General features: G+C 45.5%; 12 protein-coding genes, 11 tRNA genes, 3 rRNA genes and 1 pseudogene. 9 read left to right on the plus strand and 18 right to left on the minus strand.

Annotated features, from left to right (window positions below; genetic code table 11):
- The first annotated feature begins 301 nt into the window (after positions 1-301).
- The 7 genes and pseudogenes from SNR28_RS11405 to SNR28_RS11435 form a co-directional block, all read left to right on the plus strand.
- Positions 302-1,853 (plus strand): 16S ribosomal RNA (locus SNR28_RS11405).
- 123 nt (positions 1,854-1,976) lie between these two features.
- Positions 1,977-2,052 (plus strand) — tRNA-Ala (locus SNR28_RS11410).
- Positions 2,053-2,373: 321 nt separating this feature from the next.
- A 23S ribosomal RNA gene (locus tag SNR28_RS11415) occupies positions 2,374-5,263 on the plus strand.
- 92 nt (positions 5,264-5,355) lie between these two features.
- A 5S ribosomal RNA gene (gene rrf, locus SNR28_RS11420) occupies positions 5,356-5,471 on the plus strand.
- The 16S, 23S and 5S rRNA genes sit together here with 2 tRNA genes alongside, the layout of an rRNA operon.
- Positions 5,472-5,502: 31 nt before the next feature.
- Positions 5,503-5,579 (plus strand) — tRNA-Asp (locus SNR28_RS11425).
- A 260-nt stretch (positions 5,580-5,839) separates the two neighbouring features.
- Positions 5,840-6,863, plus strand: a protein-coding gene (locus tag SNR28_RS11430; protein ID WP_375751544.1) for an IS630 family transposase whose coding sequence is annotated in 2 segments (ribosomal slippage) — positions 5,840-6,294 and positions 6,293-6,863 — 1,026 coding nt in all. Because the reading frame shifts where the segments join, the coding sequence is not laid out codon by codon here.
- Positions 6,864-6,882: 19 nt separating this feature from the next.
- Positions 6,883-7,813: pseudogene (locus SNR28_RS11435) on the plus strand (IS630 family transposase); the annotation flags it as partial.
- Positions 7,814-7,891: 78 nt separating this feature from the next.
- Here SNR28_RS11435 and queD read toward each other — a convergent pair.
- From queD to mutY, 13 genes are all read right to left on the minus strand, one after another.
- Entirely contained in the window at positions 7,892-8,248 is a 357-nt protein-coding gene (queD, locus tag SNR28_RS11440) for a 6-carboxytetrahydropterin synthase QueD (RefSeq protein WP_375752527.1), read from the minus strand.
- 183 nt (positions 8,249-8,431) lie between these two features.
- Positions 8,432-8,507 (minus strand) — tRNA-Asn (locus SNR28_RS11445).
- A 29-nt stretch (positions 8,508-8,536) separates the two neighbouring features.
- Positions 8,537-8,612, minus strand: a tRNA-Thr gene (locus SNR28_RS11450).
- An 11-nt stretch (positions 8,613-8,623) separates the two neighbouring features.
- Positions 8,624-8,699: transfer RNA gene (locus SNR28_RS11455), tRNA-Asn, on the minus strand.
- A gap of 29 nt (positions 8,700-8,728) precedes the next feature.
- Positions 8,729-8,804: transfer RNA gene (locus SNR28_RS11460), tRNA-Thr, on the minus strand.
- 54 nt (positions 8,805-8,858) lie between these two features.
- Positions 8,859-8,934, minus strand: a tRNA-Phe gene (locus SNR28_RS11465).
- A gap of 469 nt (positions 8,935-9,403) precedes the next feature.
- Positions 9,404-9,479 (minus strand) — tRNA-Asn (locus SNR28_RS11470).
- Between the two features lie 28 nt (positions 9,480-9,507).
- Positions 9,508-9,583: transfer RNA gene (locus tag SNR28_RS11475), tRNA-Phe, on the minus strand.
- 7 nt (positions 9,584-9,590) lie between these two features.
- A tRNA-Thr gene (locus tag SNR28_RS11480) sits at positions 9,591-9,666 on the minus strand.
- A gap of 52 nt (positions 9,667-9,718) precedes the next feature.
- Positions 9,719-9,794, minus strand: a tRNA-Phe gene (locus SNR28_RS11485).
- Between the two features lie 105 nt (positions 9,795-9,899).
- Complete coding sequence (mltC, locus tag SNR28_RS11490; protein WP_375752528.1) at positions 9,900-11,039, minus strand: membrane-bound lytic murein transglycosylase MltC; 1,140 nt, start codon at positions 11,037-11,039, stop codon at positions 9,900-9,902.
- 53 nt (positions 11,040-11,092) lie between these two features.
- Positions 11,093-11,365 carry an oxidative damage protection protein gene (locus SNR28_RS11495; protein ID WP_375752529.1) on the minus strand — a complete coding sequence of 91 codons (273 nt, stop codon included), beginning with the start codon at positions 11,363-11,365 and terminating at the stop codon, positions 11,093-11,095.
- A gap of 10 nt (positions 11,366-11,375) precedes the next feature.
- Complete coding sequence (gene mutY / locus SNR28_RS11500) at positions 11,376-12,428, minus strand: A/G-specific adenine glycosylase (RefSeq protein ID WP_375752531.1); 1,053 nt, start codon at positions 12,426-12,428, stop codon at positions 11,376-11,378.
- A 172-nt stretch (positions 12,429-12,600) separates the two neighbouring features.
- Here mutY and trmB point away from each other — a divergent pair, with 172 nt between their 5' ends.
- The gene (gene trmB / locus SNR28_RS11505; protein WP_375752533.1) at positions 12,601-13,320 is read left to right on the plus strand and encodes a tRNA (guanosine(46)-N7)-methyltransferase TrmB; all 720 of its coding nucleotides are present in this window, start codon (positions 12,601-12,603) and stop codon (positions 13,318-13,320) included.
- 54 nt (positions 13,321-13,374) lie between these two features.
- Positions 13,375-14,292, plus strand: coding sequence for a glutaminase B (glsB, locus tag SNR28_RS11510; protein ID WP_375752535.1), 918 nt, complete (start codon positions 13,375-13,377; stop codon positions 14,290-14,292).
- A gap of 19 nt (positions 14,293-14,311) precedes the next feature.
- Here glsB and hemW read toward each other — a convergent pair whose 3' ends face one another.
- From hemW to proC, 5 genes are all read right to left on the minus strand, one after another.
- Positions 14,312-15,463, minus strand: coding sequence for a radical SAM family heme chaperone HemW (hemW, locus tag SNR28_RS11515; RefSeq protein WP_375752536.1), 1,152 nt, complete (start codon positions 15,461-15,463; stop codon positions 14,312-14,314).
- Between the two features lie 200 nt (positions 15,464-15,663).
- Positions 15,664-16,251 (minus strand): XTP/dITP diphosphatase, encoded by a 588-nt coding sequence (locus SNR28_RS11520; RefSeq protein ID WP_375752538.1) that lies wholly within the window; start codon positions 16,249-16,251, stop codon positions 15,664-15,666.
- A gap of 259 nt (positions 16,252-16,510) precedes the next feature.
- Positions 16,511-16,798, minus strand: coding sequence for a DUF167 family protein YggU (gene yggU / locus SNR28_RS11525; protein ID WP_375752539.1), 288 nt, complete (start codon positions 16,796-16,798; stop codon positions 16,511-16,513).
- Positions 16,798-17,355 (minus strand): YggT family protein, encoded by a 558-nt coding sequence (locus tag SNR28_RS11530; protein WP_375752541.1) that lies wholly within the window; start codon positions 17,353-17,355, stop codon positions 16,798-16,800. The genes yggU and SNR28_RS11530 overlap by 1 nt, the downstream gene beginning before the upstream one ends.
- Positions 17,356-17,388: 33 nt before the next feature.
- The gene (proC, locus tag SNR28_RS11535) at positions 17,389-18,207 is read right to left on the minus strand and encodes a pyrroline-5-carboxylate reductase (RefSeq protein WP_375752543.1); all 819 of its coding nucleotides are present in this window, start codon (positions 18,205-18,207) and stop codon (positions 17,389-17,391) included.
- Positions 18,208-18,216 lie beyond the last annotated feature (9 nt).

Below are 18,216 nucleotides of genomic sequence, written 5' to 3' on the forward strand. Positions count from 1 at the left end.
CGGAAATGAGAAATAAAAAACTTAAAAAAGTGTTTGACACATTAAGTTATCTCGCTAAAATGGCCGCCCACTTCAACGGAAAAGCTGAAAGGCTTAAAACTGAAAGTTTTAGTTGAAGTTGCTCTTTAACAATTTAAACCTATCAATCTGTGTGGGCACTCGTTGATGATAATCTAAAAGATTTATCAATGAACTGAGTGACCAAACGAAATAACTTTATGTTATTCGGCACAGTCAATTCAACATTACATGTAATGTTATCAGTATTCATTGAGCCGTTTCTTCGGAAACACAAAAACTTTAATTGAAGAGTTTGATCATGGCTCAGATTGAACGCTGGCGGCAGGCCTAACACATGCAAGTCGAGCGGAAACGACTTAACTGAACCTTCGGGGAACGTTAAGGGCGTCGAGCGGCGGACGGGTGAGTAATGCTTAGGAAGTTGCCCGGTAGAGGGGGATAACCATTGGAAACGATGGCTAATACCGCATACTCTCTTCGGAGCAAAGTGGGGGACCTTCGGGCCTCACGCTATCGGATACGCCTAAGTGAGATTAGCTAGTTGGTGAGGTAAGAGCTCACCAAGGCGACGATCTCTAGCTGGTCTGAGAGGATGATCAGCCACACTGGAACTGAGACACGGTCCAGACTCCTACGGGAGGCAGCAGTGGGGAATATTGCACAATGGGCGCAAGCCTGATGCAGCCATGCCGCGTGTGTGAAGAAGGCCTTCGGGTTGTAAAGCACTTTCAGCAGTGAGGAAGGTGGTGAGTTTAATACGCTCATCATTTGACGTTAGCTGCAGAAGAAGCACCGGCTAACTCCGTGCCAGCAGCCGCGGTAATACGGAGGGTGCGAGCGTTAATCGGAATTACTGGGCGTAAAGCGCATGCAGGTGGTTAATTAAGTCAGATGTGAAAGCCCGGGGCTCAACCTCGGAAGGCCATTTGAAACTGGTTAACTAGAGTACTGTAGAGGGGGGTAGAATTTCAGGTGTAGCGGTGAAATGCGTAGAGATCTGAAGGAATACCGGTGGCGAAGGCGGCCCCCTGGACAGATACTGACACTCAGATGCGAAAGCGTGGGGAGCAAACAGGATTAGATACCCTGGTAGTCCACGCCGTAAACGATGTCTACTTGGAGGTTGTTCCCTTGAGGAGTGGCTTTCGGAGCTAACGCGTTAAGTAGACCGCCTGGGGAGTACGGTCGCAAGATTAAAACTCAAATGAATTGACGGGGGCCCGCACAAGCGGTGGAGCATGTGGTTTAATTCGATGCAACGCGAAGAACCTTACCTACTCTTGACATCTACAGAAGCCAGCGGAGACGCAGGTGTGCCTTCGGGAACTGTAAGACAGGTGCTGCATGGCTGTCGTCAGCTCGTGTTGTGAAATGTTGGGTTAAGTCCCGCAACGAGCGCAACCCTTATCCTTAATTGCCAGCACTTCGGGTGGGAACTTTGGGGAGACTGCCGGTGATAAACCGGAGGAAGGTGGGGACGACGTCAAGTCATCATGGCCCTTACGAGTAGGGCTACACACGTGCTACAATGGCGCATACAGAGGGCTGCTAGCTTGCGAGAGTCAGCGAATCCCAAAAAGTGCGTCGTAGTCCGGATTGGAGTCTGCAACTCGACTCCATGAAGTCGGAATCGCTAGTAATCGTAGATCAGAATGCTACGGTGAATACGTTCCCGGGCCTTGTACACACCGCCCGTCACACCATGGGAGTGGGCTGCAAAAGAAGTAGGTAGTTTAACCTTCGGGGGGACGCTTACCACTTTGTGGTTCATGACTGGGGTGAAGTCGTAACAAGGTAGCCCTAGGGGAACCTGGGGCTGGATCACCTCCTTAACGATATAGATTGTGCATTGATGAGTGTTCACACAGATTGATTAGGTTTAATAAAAAGAGTATCTTAGGAGTTCTTCAACAAACTCCTATCTGGATTGCTCTCGTTGAGCAGTCACCTATAGTGGGGCTATAGCTCAGCTGGGAGAGCGCTTCGCTGGCAGCGAAGAGGTCATCGGTTCGATCCCGATTAGCTCCACCATTATTTCTCTGAAATAAAAAACAAACATCATTAAAGGTTTCTCTAACGAGAAGTTTTTCATGATGTTTTTTACATCTAGCTCTTTAACAATTTGGAAAGCTGACGAATAACAACAATCCCCATATCTTTAGATATGCGTTGTTATTCAATTAAAAGTTCTCAAATCCTAAAACTTTGTTTTAGGTACCAACACACATTCAAGTGTTCTTGGAATTTGAGTCCGGCAAAATCGAGTCTGCATCATGTATAAAAATTGCAGACAACTTTGGTTGTTTGATTAAACAATCTTAAAGGTTTCTTGGAAACTCTTTGGGGTTGTATGGTTAAGTGACTAAGCGTACACGGTGGATGCCTTGGCAGTCAGAGGCGATGAAGGACGTATTAACTTGCGATAAGCGTAGATAAGGCAGTAAAAGCCACTTGAGTCTACGATTTCCGAATGGGGAAACCCAATTGCATAAGCAATTATCATTAACTGAATACATAGGTTAATGAGGCGAACCGGGGGAACTGAAACATCTAAGTACCCCGAGGAAAAGAAATCAACCGAGATTCCGAAAGTAGCGGCGAGCGAAATTGGATTAGCCCTTAAGCTTTTAATGGTTCAGGTGAACATGCTGGAAAGCATGGCAATAAAGGGTGATAGCCCCGTAACCGACAAACCATTTTCAGTGAAATCGAGTAAGGCGGGACACGTGATATCCTGTCTGAATATGGGGGGACCATCCTCCAAGGCTAAATACTCCTGACTGACCGATAGTGAACCAGTACCGTGAGGGAAAGGCGAAAAGAACCCCTGTGAGGGGAGTGAAATAGAACCTGAAACCGTGTACGTACAAGCAGTAGGAGCCTCCTTTGTGGGGTGACTGCGTACCTTTTGTATAATGGGTCAGCGACTTATATTCAGTGGCAAGGTTAACCGTTTAGGGGAGCCGTAGGGAAACCGAGTCTTAACTGGGCGTTCAGTCTCTGGATATAGACCCGAAACCAGGTGATCTAGCCATGGGCAGGTTGAAGGTTGAGTAACATCAACTGGAGGACCGAACCGACTAATGTTGAAAAATTAGCGGATGACTTGTGGCTAGGGGTGAAAGGCCAATCAAACCTGGAGATAGCTGGTTCTCCCCGAAAGCTATTTAGGTAGCGCCTCGGACGAATACTACTGGGGGTAGAGCACTGTTAAGGCTAGGGGGTCATCCCGACTTACCAACCCTTTGCAAACTCCGAATACCAGTAAGTACTATCCGGGAGACACACGGCGGGTGCTAACGTCCGTCGTGGAGAGGGAAACAACCCAGACCGCCAGCTAAGGTCCCAAATTATTACTAAGTGGGAAACGATGTGGGAAGGCTAAAACAGCTAGGATGTTGGCTTAGAAGCAGCCATCATTTAAAGAAAGCGTAATAGCTCACTAGTCGAGTCGGCCTGCGCGGAAGATGTAACGGGGCTAAGTAATAAACCGAAGCTGCGGCTGCAATCTTTGATTGCGGGGTAGGGGAGCGTTCTGTAAGCCGTTGAAGGTGAATCGTAAGGTTTGCTGGAGGTATCAGAAGTGCGAATGCTGACATGAGTAACGATAATGGGGGTGAAAAACCTCCACGCCGGAAGACCAAGGGTTCCTGTCCAACGTTAATCGGGGCAGGGTAAGTCGACCCCTAAGGCGAGGCCGAAAGGCGTAGTCGATGGGAAACGGGTTAATATTCCCGTACTTCTTACAATTGCGATGGGGGGACGGAGAAGGCTAGGTGGGCCTGGCGACGGTTGTCCAGGTTCAAGTGCGTAGGCTTAAGAGTTAGGTAAATCCGGCTCTTTTTAAGGCTGAGACACGATGTCGAGCTACTACGGTAGTGAAGTCATTGATGCCATGCTTCCAGGAAAAGCCTCTAAGCTTCAGATTGTAAGGAATCGTACCCCAAACCGACACAGGTGGTCGGGTAGAGAATACCAAGGCGCTTGAGAGAACTCGGGTGAAGGAACTAGGCAAAATGGTACCGTAACTTCGGGAGAAGGTACGCTCTTATTGGTGAAGTCCCTTGCGGATGGAGCTGACGAGAGTCGCAGATACCAGGTGGCTGCAACTGTTTATTAAAAACACAGCACTGTGCAAAATCGTAAGATGACGTATACGGTGTGACGCCTGCCCGGTGCCGGAAGGTTAATTGATGGGGTTAGACTTAGGTCGAAGCTCTTGATCGAAGCCCCGGTAAACGGCGGCCGTAACTATAACGGTCCTAAGGTAGCGAAATTCCTTGTCGGGTAAGTTCCGACCTGCACGAATGGCGTAATGATGGCCACGCTGTCTCCACCCGAGACTCAGTGAAATTGAAATCGCTGTGAAGATGCAGTGTACCCGCGGCTAGACGGAAAGACCCCGTGAACCTTTACTACAGCTTGGCACTGAACATTGAGCCTACATGTGTAGGATAGGTGGGAGGCTTTGAAGTGTGTACGCCAGTATGCATGGAGCCATCCTTGAAATACCACCCTTGTATGTTTGATGTTCTAACTTAGCCCCATTATCTGGGGTGAGGACAGTGCCTGGTGGGTAGTTTGACTGGGGCGGTCTCCTCCCAAAGAGTAACGGAGGAGCACGAAGGTGGGCTAAACACGGTTGGACATCGTGTGGTTAGTGCAATGGCATAAGCCCGCTTGACTGCGAGAATGACAATTCGAGCAGGTGCGAAAGCAGGTCATAGTGATCCGGTGGTTCTGAATGGAAGGGCCATCGCTCAACGGATAAAAGGTACTCCGGGGATAACAGGCTGATACCGCCCAAGAGTTCATATCGACGGCGGTGTTTGGCACCTCGATGTCGGCTCATCACATCCTGGGGCTGAAGTCGGTCCCAAGGGTATGGCTGTTCGCCATTTAAAGTGGTACGCGAGCTGGGTTTAGAACGTCGTGAGACAGTTCGGTCCCTATCTGCCGTGGGCGTTGGAGAATTGAAAGGGGCTGCTCCTAGTACGAGAGGACCGGAGTGGACGAACCTCTGGTGTTCGGGTTGTCATGCCAATGGCATTGCCCGGTAGCTAAGTTCGGAATCGATAACCGCTGAAAGCATCTAAGCGGGAAGCGAGCCTTGAGATGAGTTCTCCCTGGCACTTTAAGTGTCCTAAAGGGTTGTCGTAGACTACGACGTTGATAGGCAGGGTGTGTAAGCGTTGTGAGGCGTTGAGCTAACCTGTACTAATTGCCCGTGAGGCTTAACCATACAACACCCAAAGGGTTTTGTGGACTCGAATAAGAACGTTGAATGTGTATAGAACAGTTAATTAACATCAGTTTTCCGAATTAAAGAATTTGCTTGGCGACCATAGCGTTGTGGACCCACCTGATTCCATGCCGAACTCAGAAGTGAAACGCAATAGCGCCGATGGTAGTGTGGGGCTTCCCCATGTGAGAGTAGGACATCGCCAGGCTTTAAATTTAGACTTAAGGTCTAACCAGTGCGGAGCGGTAGTTCAGTTGGTTAGAATACCGGCCTGTCACGCCGGGGGTCGCGGGTTCGAGTCCCGTCCGCTCCGCCACTTCTTCTGAAGCCTTGTCTTACGACAAGGCTTTTTTAATGCCCGTCATTTACGTCCTTTAATTAATACCAATTCCATTAATTTTGTGATCTAATGAAGGCTCTTAAAGGAGCCCTCATGAAGCACGATTTCCCCAGCCTTATCAACTCCACGTCTAACGCTCGGCTTAGAATACGTTACCTTGCTGTTTCCCACTTTGTTGATGGTAATACCAATTCCATTAATTTTGTGATCTAATGAAGGCTCTTAAAGGAGCCCTCATGAAGCACGATTTCCCCAGCCTTATCAACTCCACATCTAACGCTCGGCTTAGAATACGTTACCTTGCTGTTTCCCACTTTGTTGATGGTAAAAGCCGTACAGAGATCGCTCAGTTCCTCAAAGTCAGCAGAGTTAGCGTTAACAAATGGGTTAAGGCCTATCTCGATCACGGCCTTGAAGGACTGCAAGAAAAGCGTCATTCAGGGAGGCCTCACCGCTTAACCGAAGAGCAAAGGCAACAGCTCAAAGAGTATGTCACCGAACACGCTGTTAATGCTGATGGGGGCCGCCTTCAGGCAAGGGAGATCGGCCTCTTTATAGAAAGCAATTTTGGTATTACCTATCAACAGTCAGGGATATATCGCCTGCTACACGATATTGGCTTGAGTTGGATTACGACTCGCTCCAAGCATCCTAAGCAATCAATAGAAGCCCAAGAAACTTTTAAAAAAATTCCCAATAGAAACGATCCTTAAGATCCCCGGGCATGTCGCACTAAAAGATGTTCAGATATGGTTCCAGGATGAGGCCAGGTTTGGTCAGCGCAACACGACAACCCGAATATGGGCTCCCAAGGGCACTCGTCCGAGGGCGGTACAACAGCAGCAATTTGAATATGCATACTTGTTTGGAGCCGTATGCGTTACCACTGGTGATGCGGAAGCCATTGTTGTGCCTGTTAGTAATATGGAGGCAATGAAGGAACAACTTCGGCTTATCTCACATGCCACACCAACAGGTAAGCACTCTGTTGTCATTATGGATCAAGCGAGTTGGCACCAAAGCTATCTTGCAGATGATTTTGACAACCTCAGTATCATTCATATACCGCCATATTCCCCGGAACTGAACCCAATAGAGCAGGTGTGGAGTTGGCTTCGTCAAAACGAACTCGCAAATCGATGTTTTGAAAACTATGGCGATATTGTCGACAAGCTTTGTCGTGCCTGGAATAAGTTCTGTTCAGAGAAAAGCAGAGTTATCTCACTCTGCTTTAGAGATTGGGTTAACCTGATAACTTAATTAATGGAATTGGTATAAAAGCCGTACAGAGATCGCTAAGTTCCTCAAAGTCAGCAGAGTTAGCGTTAATAAATGGGTTAAGGCCTATCTCGATCACGGCCTTGAAGGACTGCAAGAAAAGCGTCATTCAGGGAGGCCTCACCGCTTAACCGAAGAGCAAAGGCAACAACTCAAAGAGTATGTCACCGAACATGCTGTTAATGCTGATGGTGGCCGCCTCCAGGCAAGGGATATCGGCCTCTTTATAGAAAGCAATTTTGGTATTACCTATCAACAGTCAGGGATATATCGCCTGCTACATGATATTGGCTTGAGTTGGATTACGACTCGCTCCAAGCACCCTAAGCAAGCAATAGAAGCTCAAGAAGCTTTTAAAAAAATTCCCAATAGAAACGATCCTTAAGATCCCCGGGCATGTCGCACTAAAAGATGTTCAAATATGGTTCCAGGATGAGGCCAGGTTTGGTCAGCGCAACACGACAACCCGAATATGGGCTCCCAAGGGCACTCGTCCGAGGGCGGTACAACAGCAGCAATTTGAATATGCATACTTGTTTGGAGCCGTATGCGTTACCACTGGTGATGCGGAAGCCATTGTTGTGCCTGTTAGCAATATGGAGGCAATGAAGGAACAACTTCGGCTTATCTCACATGCCACACCATCAGGTAAGCACTCTGTTGTCATTATGGATCAAGCGAGTTGGCACCAAAGCTATCTTGCAGATGATTTTGACAACCTCAGTATCATTCATATACCGCCATATTCCCCGGAACTGAACCCCATAGAGCAGGTATGGAGCTGGCTTCGTCAAAACGAACTCGCAAATCGATGTTTTGAAAACTATGGTGATATTGTCGACAAGCTTTGTCGTGCCTGGAATAAGTTCTGCTCAGAGAAAAGCAGAGTTATCTCACTCTGCTTTAGAGATTGGGTTAACCTGATAACTTAATTAATGGAATTGGTATGAGGAGTTTAAGGTTAGATATTCAAGCCCTGAGAGCCATACTCAAGGCTTGAATAGGAATAACTAAGGTCGGTACTCTGCCCACGTTTTAGGGGTCTCAGAAACGGCTACAGCAGCGATCTCTGGCCAGCGTGACTTACACCATTCGTAAAGATGTTTAGCAATCCTTTCAGCAGTGGTGTTATCTTCTCCCAGAACATCATTTAGATGCCTGTGATCCAGAGTCCCATCGATATACTCTTTAAGCTCAGAAAGCTCGCGATAGTCTCTTACAAAGCCGGTTTGGTTCAGTGTTTCTGAGGCAAGTTCGACAATAACTTCATAGTTGTGGCCATGCAGGCGTGTACATGGATGATCGTCTGGTAATCCCATTAATTGGTGAGAAGCAGAGAACTGAAAAGATTTACGGATTCGGTACATAGCGCATTGTCCTATGGGTATTTATATACAATGCAGCACTACATCCCCATTATTTCTGGAGACGGTGTTTTTTACCTGGTGCTACGACAGGGCACAAAGAGTTTGTGCGGCGCGAAGTTTATCATTTATTCGCGTTTAAAACGAAAAAAGCTGCAGCAAATGCTACAGCTTTTTTCTTAAAGATGGCTCCCCCTGCGGGACTCGAACCTGCGACATACGGATTAACAGTCCGCCGTTCTACCAACTGAACTAAGGGGGAACAAATTTTTGTCTCTTACGAGAAATAAGTGGTGCCGACTACCGGAATCGAACTGGTGACCTACTGATTACAAGTCAGTTGCTCTACCTACTGAGCTAAGTCGGCACACTAAATAGTGGCTCCCCCTGCGGGACTCGAACCTGCGACATACGGATTAACAGTCCGCCGTTCTACCAACTGAACTAAGGGGGAACAAATTTTTGTCTCTTACGAGAAATAAATGGTGCCGACTACCGGAATCGAACTGGTGACCTACTGATTACAAGTCAGTTGCTCTACCTACTGAGCTAAGTCGGCACACTGTATTTTGTAATCTGATGTCTAAAAGCTTTGAACACCAAATATAAAATATGGTGCCCGGAGGCGGAATCGAACCACCGACACGAGGATTTTCAATCCTCTGCTCTACCGACTGAGCTATCCGGGCGTGGGGTGTATTAAACGGTTTTTCTGGCTGGAGGTCAATAGAAAAAATAGAAAAAAATGCCTGTTTGATGCTTTTCTATACTCAACGGATGATTTCTGATAGTTAATAGTGTCAGAGCCAACTCTGACAACGTATAGAAGATAGAGGGATTTGAGTTATGGAACTGTTAATAAGCCCTATTGGGTTATAGAAACAGAAGAAAAAGGTAAATTAAGTGCTACTTAAAAGAGTTTAGTGATGAAGTAATCGATTGCAGCTTAGCATGAGACTCAGCCTCTTACTAAGTATTCAAAAGAGCGGCTTTTCTAAAACCAAAAAAGCCAAGTCTTGCGACCTGGCTTTTGTAAAAGTGGCTCCCCCTGCGGGACTCGGACGGGGACGCCTAGTTCTGAGACATTTGCTTGGAACAAGCAAGTCGCAGCTAAAACGAAAAACGCTGCAGCAAATGCTACAGCTTTTTTCTTAATGATGGCTCCCCCTGCGGGACTCGAACCTGCGACATACGGATTAACAGTCCGCCGTTCTACCAACTGAACTAAGGGGGAACAATTTTTTGTCTCTTTCGAGAAATAGTGGTGCCTCGAGGCGGAATCGAACCACCGACACGAGGATTTTCAATCCTCTGCTCTACCGACTGAGCTATCGAGGCAAAAGAATGGTGCCGACTACCGGAATCGAACTGGTGACCTACTGATTACAAGTCAGTTGCTCTACCTACTGAGCTAAGTCGGCACACTTTATTCTTTTACTATTGTTCGTGACAAGCACCAACAACAAGAAATTGTGGTGCCCGGAGGCGGAATCGAACCACCGACACGAGGATTTTCAATCCTCTGCTCTACCGACTGAGCTATCCGGGCGACGGAGCGCTATTAAACGGATTTTCAGGCTTCCCGTCAACTTGTTTTTGAAAAAAATAGCAAATTTGTGACTGTTTGGTGCGAATTTAGCCACTTTGACTAAATTCAGCTCTTTCCGTTATTAAAATCCTTCTTATATCGAGTTACTTTTTTAAGATAGTTCCTCGCTTCGGCATTGGAGTGTTTATTGGTTAAAGCCCAATAAACCTGATTTGGTTGCAGAGAGTTCAGCTTCCTCATCGCATTTGAACGGCTATTTCTGTCAAAGGTGTTCAATACTCCACCAGTACCACCGTTGTAAGCAGAGATCATGCTGTACTCTAATGAAAGAGAATGGTTTACATCTTTTAGGTAGCGATTTTTTAGGATATAGAAGTATGCAGTACCAGTATCTATATTGTTTTCAGGGTTAAAAAGATACTCAGGTGTCGGTATTCCAGAACGTTTTTTCACCAGCTTAAACACATCGGCTCCGGCAGTTTTAGGAACAACCTGCATCAGCCCATAGGCGTTAGCCCAACTTACGGCATAGGGGTTAAAGCTACTTTCAGTTTTAATGATGGCGTAGATTAAATCTTCTGGAATGTCATAGCGCTTCGAAGCTCTTCTTACGATATCTGCATATTTGTAACTACGAAGTTCGTAGTGTTCTTTAACCATAGGTATCTGAACATAATAGGCTTTTTTATAGTCTACAGTTTTAGTCTTTAACTTATTCGCTATCAGGTAGTCGGCATATCTATTTGCTCGCCAAGACCATTGAATGGCTTTGTTATCCTGATCGACCACCTGTTGATAGAGAAATGGCTCACCCTCTAACTTAATATCTTTGGACGAAAACAAGTCTACGTGAGCTGGATCGTCCGGCGTTAGAAGTGTCGTGACAATCGCTGTTTTTAGGTGTCCTTTAGGATCTGTTGGCGAAACGGTTTCGATGGTAATCATACCGTTCGAGAAGTTGACTTCGGCTCGGCTGAGATAGTTGTCTATGTACTTAACGTAGTTGGACTTACCTGCAATGCGGATTTCACCTCGGCCCCATTTTTTCTCGATAGAGCCTGAAAAACTGTTGATAAGCGCGTCGAGAGCAGCGGTGTCTTTTTGAAATTGGCCCGGTAGTTGTGCAAGATTCTTTGCGAATCGGTTTGTTGGTTCGTAATCGGGGCTGTAGATATGCTCTTCTATAAACTCACGACTGCATCCAGTGAGAATTAAAGGAAGAAAAATATAGATAAGTTTTTTCATAGTACGGCTATAAACAGAAAAGATGGCACTAATGCCATCTTTTATAAGGAGAATTACTCAGAAGGAGGTGTGTAACCATCGATAATAACGTCCTTTCCTTCAAACAAAAACTGCTCCATCTCAGTTTCTAATAGTTTGCGGTGTTCAGGGTCCATCATGTTTAGTTTCTTTTCATTAATAAGCATTGTTTGCTTGCTTTGCCACTGAGCCCAGGCTTCTTTAGAGATATTGTCAAAAATCTTTTTGCCTAATTCACCTGGATATAGTTGAAAATCCAGACCTTCTGCTTCTTTTTGAAGGCGTGCACAAAATACGCTGCGGCTCATAATTATTCCTTTAGTTCAATTCAAAGGGTAGGGCTTCAATTAACTGCTTCACGGGAGCAGCTAAACCTATTGTTTTTGGCTGAGATAAGTTATACCAGAGACCTTCCGTTCCTTCCATTATCATATTGGGCTGTTTGTGGAGTTTGACCAAAACAGGTGTGATATCCAGGTGATAATGACTAAAGGTGTGTCTGAAAGTGATAAGTGTTTGAATAGACTCAACACCATTATCTGGTATTAAACGCTTATCCAGCTGAGTTTGAATGTTGTTGTCTTCATTTTGAGGAAAACAAAACAAACCTCCCCAAATGCCTGACTGTGGTCTTTGCTCCAACCAAACCTGATTCTCGTGATAGAGCATTACAAACCAGGTTTCGCGAACAGGCTTCTCTTTTTTGGGCTTCTTACCGGGGAAGTCCAGTTGTCTATCCTGTTTTTTAGCATCACACGATGCTTCAATTGGACAAAGCCCGCATTTAGGTTTGCTTCGAGTGCAAACCATAGCCCCCATATCCATCATAGCTTGATTGTACTTATCTACATCCGTATCAGGAGTATGTTCTTCAGCTAGTTCCCAAAGCCTGTTTTCGACAGTTTTTTTTCCAGGCCAACCTTCGACCGCAAATGCTCGGGAGAGAGTCCTTTTTACGTTTCCATCTAAAATGGCGTGAGGTTGCCTGAGTACCGATGAAAGTACAGCCGCTGCGGTAGAACGTCCAACACCGGGTAAAGCATTCACCTCTTCAATTGTGGTTGGAAAGTTGCCTTGATGTTGATCTCGGACGACCTGAGCTGCCTTGTGAAGGTTTCTCGCTCTGGCGTAGTAACCCAGCCCAGTCCAAAGGTGAAGAACCTCATCCTGATGAGCATTGGCAAGATCTGAAATAGTCGGGAATCTTTTCAGAAACCTCTCAAAGTAAGGAATTACAGTGGCTACTTGAGTTTGCTGGAGCATGATTTCAGATAGCCATACTTTGTATAGCGTTTTATCTTTTTGCCACGGGAGCTCTTTACGACCGTAGTCTTCATACCAGGTTAGTATTGCCTTTGAGAATGGTGTCACGACTTACTCTGTATTGGTTTTATTTTGGTTGGAAATTGCACCACAATTATCTCGCTGTGTAAAACCGATAAACTATAAGGGTATTAAGAGCGATTAAAGCTTGCACAGAAAGCAGATCTTTGGATAATTCCCGCTCTGACTAAAATCTCACTCAATTAAACAGGCAAAATTCATGAGCGAAGTGACCACAAACGAATATAACGAAGATGGCAAATTAATACGTAAGGTGCGTAGTTTTGTACGTCGGGAAGGACGTTTAACCAAAGGTCAGGAAAAAGCGATGAATGATTGCTGGCCAACAATGGGTATTGATTACAAAGAAGAGCTACTGGACTGGAAAGAAGTGTTCGGTAACGATAACCCGGTAGTTCTTGAGATTGGCTTTGGTATGGGCGCATCTCTGGTTGAAATGGCAAAGAACGCTCCGGAGAAAAACTTCATCGGTATTGAAGTTCACAGTCCGGGTGTTGGTGCTTGTCTAAGCTCTGCACAGGAAGCAGGTGTGACGAACCTAAGGGTGATGTGTCACGATGCGGTTGAAGTATTCGCAAATATGATTCCAGAAAGCAGCCTTGCAACACTGCAACTGTTCTTCCCTGACCCGTGGCATAAGAAGCGTCACCACAAGCGCCGTATTGTCCAGCTTGAGTTTGCTGAGATGGTTCGTACTAAGCTTATTCCTGAGAGCGGTATCTTCCATATGGCTACTGACTGGGAGAACTACGCTGAGCACATGATTGAAATTATGAATCAGGCGCCGGGTTTTGAAAATATCGCGGAAGACGGGGATTACATCCCTCGTCCTGAAGAACGTCCGCTAACCAAGTTTGAGGCGAGAGGGCACAGACTTGGACATGGTGTCTGGGATATAAAGTTCAAACGCACAGCTTAAGTTTCCAGAGGGCCAACGATTGTTGGCTCTTTTTATTTAGGGAGGTCCTTCGGGATGCCTACTCATGAAATGTTGTCGGAAATTCTGGATGAAGTTCGACCGTTAATTGGACAAGGAAAGGTTGCAGATTATATTCCTGCATTAGCTAAAGTCTCCGGCAATAAGCTCGCGATGGCGATTTATACCAATGATGGAACAATATATAAGGCAGGTGACGCTGATGAGGCTTTTTCTATTCAATCGATTTCAAAGGTACTCAGTCTTACGCTAGCTATGGTGGTTTATGAGTCTGATGAAATTTGGAGCCGAGTTGGTAAAGAACCGTCTGGTCAGGCATTCAATTCACTAATCCAGCTAGAAATGGAGAAGGGCATACCACGCAATCCTTTTATTAATGCTGGCGCAATTGTAATTGCAGATATGCTGCAAAGCCGCTTCTCTGCGCCTAAACAGAGGTTGTTGGAGTTTGTAAGGAATCTTTCTGGTGATACGCATATTGTCTACGACAAGATAGTTGCTGCGTCTGAAATGATGCACAGCGACAGAAATGCGGCCATTGCTTATCTGATGAGGTCATTTGGTAATTTTGATAATGATGTTATCCCTGTTCTGAATAACTACTTTCATGCCTGTGCGCTAAAGATGAGTTGTGTTGATTTAGCTAAAACTTTTAGCTACCTGGCAAATCAGGGAGTTTCTGTGGAAACTGGTCGTCAGATTATTACTGCGCAGCAAAGTAAGCAGTTAAATGCATTATTGGCTACCTGTGGCCTTTATGATGGGGCTGGTGAGTTTGCTTACAGAGTTGGTATGCCGGGCAAATCTGGTGTTGGCGGTGGCATTATTGCAGTGATACCGGGAGAGATGACCATTGCTGTCTGGTCCCCAGAGCTAGATCAATCGGGGAACTCTCTTGCAGGAACCGCTGCGTTAGAGTTGTTGACGACTAAGCTAGGCCGTTCGATCTTTTGATATGTAAGGGGCTCTCCCCTTACATAAACCCTTCAAGCAGATCATTGAGGAATAATTTACCTTTTTGGGTGATCAGCCATTCTGTGTCATTTTCTTCAAGATAACCTTTGCTAAAGGCCCAGTTTAACTGCTCTTCAATTGCCTCAAAACCAAGCCCAGTTCGTTCGATAAACTCCTGTTTAGGACACGCTTCCATTAGCCTAAAACGGTTCATAAAGAACTCGAAAGGACGATCTTCTGCAGTTACGTCTGTTTCAGTATCGAGGTAGGGTTTTAATAGATTCAGATAGCCTCGCGGGTGTTTTACCTTGGTGGTCCGGATTATTCGACCATCTTCGAAACTAAGTTTCCCAGCTGAACCGCAACCAATGCCCAAGTAGTCTCCAAAGCGCCAATAGTTCAGGTTGTGCTGACATTGATATCCCGGTTTGCTGTAGCCAGATATTTCATACTGTACATAACCTGCTTCTGCGAGTTTCTCATGGCCTTTATCGAAGATATCCCAAAGATCATCATCATCGGGCAGCTCAGGTGGTTTGAAGTAGAATAGGGTATTGGGTTCTATTGTTAGCTGATACCACGACAAGTGAGGAGGGTTAAGCTCTATGGCTTTATCCAGATCCTCAAGGGCCTGCTCAACAGATTGATCGGGTAGGCCATGCATAAGATCCAGATTAAAGCTTTTTAGGCCGATGGTATGAGCTAGTTTTGCTGCATTAACGGCCTCGCCCTCTCCGTGAATACGTCCCAGGCTTTCAAGCTTGCTTTGCTCAAAACTTTGCACACCAATAGAGATACGACTTACACCATGTTTTTGATACTGAGAGAAGCGCTCAGCTTCAATCGTTCCTGGATTGGCTTCCATGGTGATTTCGATACCATCTTTAAATGGAATTCGCTTTTGTACACCATCTAATAAACGACCAATCTCTTCAGGAGAAATCAGGCTGGGAGTACCACCACCGATAAATATCGAATGCAGCTTTCTGCTATTACTCTCTAGCTGGTACTTCTCAATATCCGTATCTAAATCTTCCAAAAGAGCATCGATGTACTGTTGCTCCGGGATCTCCGCTTTTAGAGCATGAGAGTTAAAGTCGCAGTATGGGCATTTCTGGACGCACCATGGAATGTGGATGTAGAGACTTAGTGGTGGTGGGGTGATTTTCATATATTAGTTTTATTGAAGTGCTTTTGGGAGTACTTGGTTATGTTGGCATATCACTGCAAACAAGAACTGCATTTACAGGATATGCTCTATTCCACTAACCGCACAATAGGTTTTGATTATTCTATTCCATCTAAAGTACTTAGCATGTTTGTTCCATAGAGCATAACCAGCAAATACTACCTACTGATAGTGTAGTTTAATTAACGTAAAGCCTGAAATAGCTGCTTAAGCGCTTTGCCACGGTGTGAAAGTTTCTTTTTCTGAGCGCCTTCGAGTTCAGCAGAAGCACACTCTTTTTCAGGAACCCAGAACACAGGGTCGTAACCAAAACCGTTGGTACCGTGAGCCTCAGTAAGGATTCGGCCTTCCCATTTACCATGACAAACAATTGGTGTTGGATCGTTCTCGTGGCGCATTAGTACTAATACGCAATGGAATCGAGCCGTACGTTCTTCTTCAGGTACGCCTTCCATCTCTACCAGAAGCTTTTCCAGATTTTTCTGGTCAGTCGCACCTTCGCCTGAATAGCGAGCAGAGTAGATGCCCGGTGCACCTTTTAGATAATCCACTTCAAGGCCGGAGTCATCGGCAATGGCTGGAAGACCTGTCTCTTTTGCTGCATGGCGCGCTTTGATAATCGCGTTTTCAATAAAAGTCGTGCCAGTCTCGGCTACTTCTGAAACATTAAATTCGCTTTGTGCCAGTACTTCAAAACCGAAATCAGACAGTAAGTCAGCCATTTCACGAACTTTACCCTGATTGCCTGTCGCTAAAACTATTTTGCTCATGTTTGTTCTCTTTATTCATTTAAGGCCTTATTACAACGCTCTGCGTGTTAACGGATGCCTTATTCTGAGAGGTTATGTTGTCTAATTATGTATTCCCACGGAGGACCGTGAGGAACGAGATATAGCTGGAGTATGAGGTAAATGTGTTTGATGGAGCAAACATACAAAAACATGGATGTTCTTGTTTAAGCGCACAGGGATGTTCCCAAGCGGTTTGCGGAATCAAATGCATTTGCCGGATATGCTACCTAAGGTCTAATTATAGTAGGCTCTTAATGGAGTCTGGGATCAAAACAGGCGAATGAATGCGTACCTGTTTATGCCTTCCCAGTTCTCCCTTCTCAATATCTATCTGCCCTTTGGCAACCTTAAACTGCTTACTCAACACCTTAGTTAAGTGGGCATTGGCTTTCCCATCTACTGGTGGTGCAGTAATCGCAATCTTTAGCTCATCACCATGCAGACCAACGATCTTATCTCTGCTTGCTTTGGGCTGAATATAAAGGCGAAGCACTAAGTCTTCGCCTTCCATAATTGCCGCTGACATTATAGCTGGTGCCAAATAGGACCAATCAGATCCGCCATCAGGAAGTTAGCAAACTGAAGACCGATAAACAGTACAAGAACACTCAAATCGAGGCCGCCCATAGCTGGAATGAAGCGACGAATTGGACCAAGCATAGGTTCCGTCAACTGGTGGAAAACGTATTCGATTGGACTGCGGCCCTGACTTACCCAACTCATTATTGCTCTTAGTAGCAGCACCCAGAACAACAGACCACCTGCAGCTTTAACCAGAGATAGCAGAGCAAGCAGTGGGAAGCTTGCATCAAAAACAACATTACCGCCCGAAGCGATTGCGATCAATGCAACAAACTTAATGGTACAAAGTACATAGGCAAACAGGATTGTAGCTAAATCTATGCTGCCTATCGAAGGGATAGTTCTGCGCAATGGGGCCACAATTGGTTGAGTTGCTTTAACTATAAACTGAGAAAACGGGTTATAAAAATCAGCCCTTGCAGCCTGAAGCCATACCCTTAGTAATACCACCATGATATATAAATCAAACAAGGTGGAAATAAGAAAACTCATTGAACTCATTATTAAACCTTTTATTAGTTTAGGAGAATTTGTTTAGAATAATTTTTCCATTTCTTCAGCTCTCTCCACCGCAGCATTCATGGCTTTGGATACAATTTCTGTGAGCTGATTTTCGTTAAATACTCTTAATGCCTCGGCGGTTGTTCCGCCTTTAGAGGTAACTTGCTCGCGCAATGTTGAAAGCTCAGTATCAGCGTTGGCAATTACCATTTCAGCAGCACCTAAGGCCGATTGCTGAACTAGCTGGCGAGCTGTATCTTTATCGAAACCTTGAGCGATGGCTTCTTTTTGCATCGCTTCCATAAACAGAAAGAAATAAGCTGGGGCGCTACCTGCGGCAGCGATAACACCATTAATACCAGATTCTTCTTCAACCCAGCAAACTTCACCCACGGCTTCCATTAACTTTCCGGCAAATGTTTTATCTGTTTCTTCTACTGAATCTGCGGCAAATAGTCCGCTCATTCCTTTGCCAACAAGAGCTGGGGTGTTTGGCATAACACGCACAAGCTTCAGGTCAGTTTCCAGTAGCTCATTTAATCTTGAAGCAGAGATCCCTGCAGCTATTGAAATAACGAGTTTGTCGGAAAAATCCACGCCTATCAGGCCACCACAAACAAGCTCCATTAGCTGAGGTTTTACAGCCAAAACAATGACGTCAGCGTCCTGTGCAGCTTCTAAATTTTCTCTAGTGGTATTTACACCGTATAAATGATTAAGCAGCTCTCGTTGTTCTTTATTTGGATCCGTCGCTGTGATGCTTTCTGCATCGTAGCCACTTGAAACAAGTCCAGCGATGATAGAGCGGGCCATGTTACCTGCTCCGATAAATACGACTTTTCTGTTTTCCATATTTCTTCC

This window comes from Vibrio iocasae (assembly GCF_042245395.1).
GTDB lineage: Bacteria > Pseudomonadota > Gammaproteobacteria > Enterobacterales > Vibrionaceae > Vibrio > Vibrio iocasae.

What these genes read in the sequence shown, in the direction of transcription:
- glsB (WP_375752535.1), top strand. Translation starts at nt 13,375, where the DNA reads ATGCCTACTCATGAAATGTTGTCGGAAATTCTGGATGAAGTTCGACCG.
- proC (WP_375752543.1), bottom strand. Translation starts at nt 18,207, where the DNA reads ATGGAAAACAGAAAAGTCGTATTTATCGGAGCAGGTAACATGGCCCGC.
- yggU (WP_375752539.1), bottom strand. Translation starts at nt 16,798, where the DNA reads ATGTCAGCGGCAATTATGGAAGGCGAAGACTTAGTGCTTCGCCTTTAT.
- queD (WP_375752527.1), bottom strand. Translation starts at nt 8,248, where the DNA reads ATGTACCGAATCCGTAAATCTTTTCAGTTCTCTGCTTCTCACCAATTA.
- SNR28_RS11530 (WP_375752541.1), bottom strand. Translation starts at nt 17,355, where the DNA reads ATGAGTTCAATGAGTTTTCTTATTTCCACCTTGTTTGATTTATATATC.
- mltC (WP_375752528.1), bottom strand. Translation starts at nt 11,039, where the DNA reads ATGAAAAAACTTATCTATATTTTTCTTCCTTTAATTCTCACTGGATGC.
- hemW (WP_375752536.1), bottom strand. Translation starts at nt 15,463, where the DNA reads ATGAAAATCACCCCACCACCACTAAGTCTCTACATCCACATTCCATGG.
- SNR28_RS11495 (WP_375752529.1), bottom strand. Translation starts at nt 11,365, where the DNA reads ATGAGCCGCAGCGTATTTTGTGCACGCCTTCAAAAAGAAGCAGAAGGT.
- trmB (WP_375752533.1), top strand. Translation starts at nt 12,601, where the DNA reads ATGAGCGAAGTGACCACAAACGAATATAACGAAGATGGCAAATTAATA.
- SNR28_RS11520 (WP_375752538.1), bottom strand. Translation starts at nt 16,251, where the DNA reads ATGAGCAAAATAGTTTTAGCGACAGGCAATCAGGGTAAAGTTCGTGAA.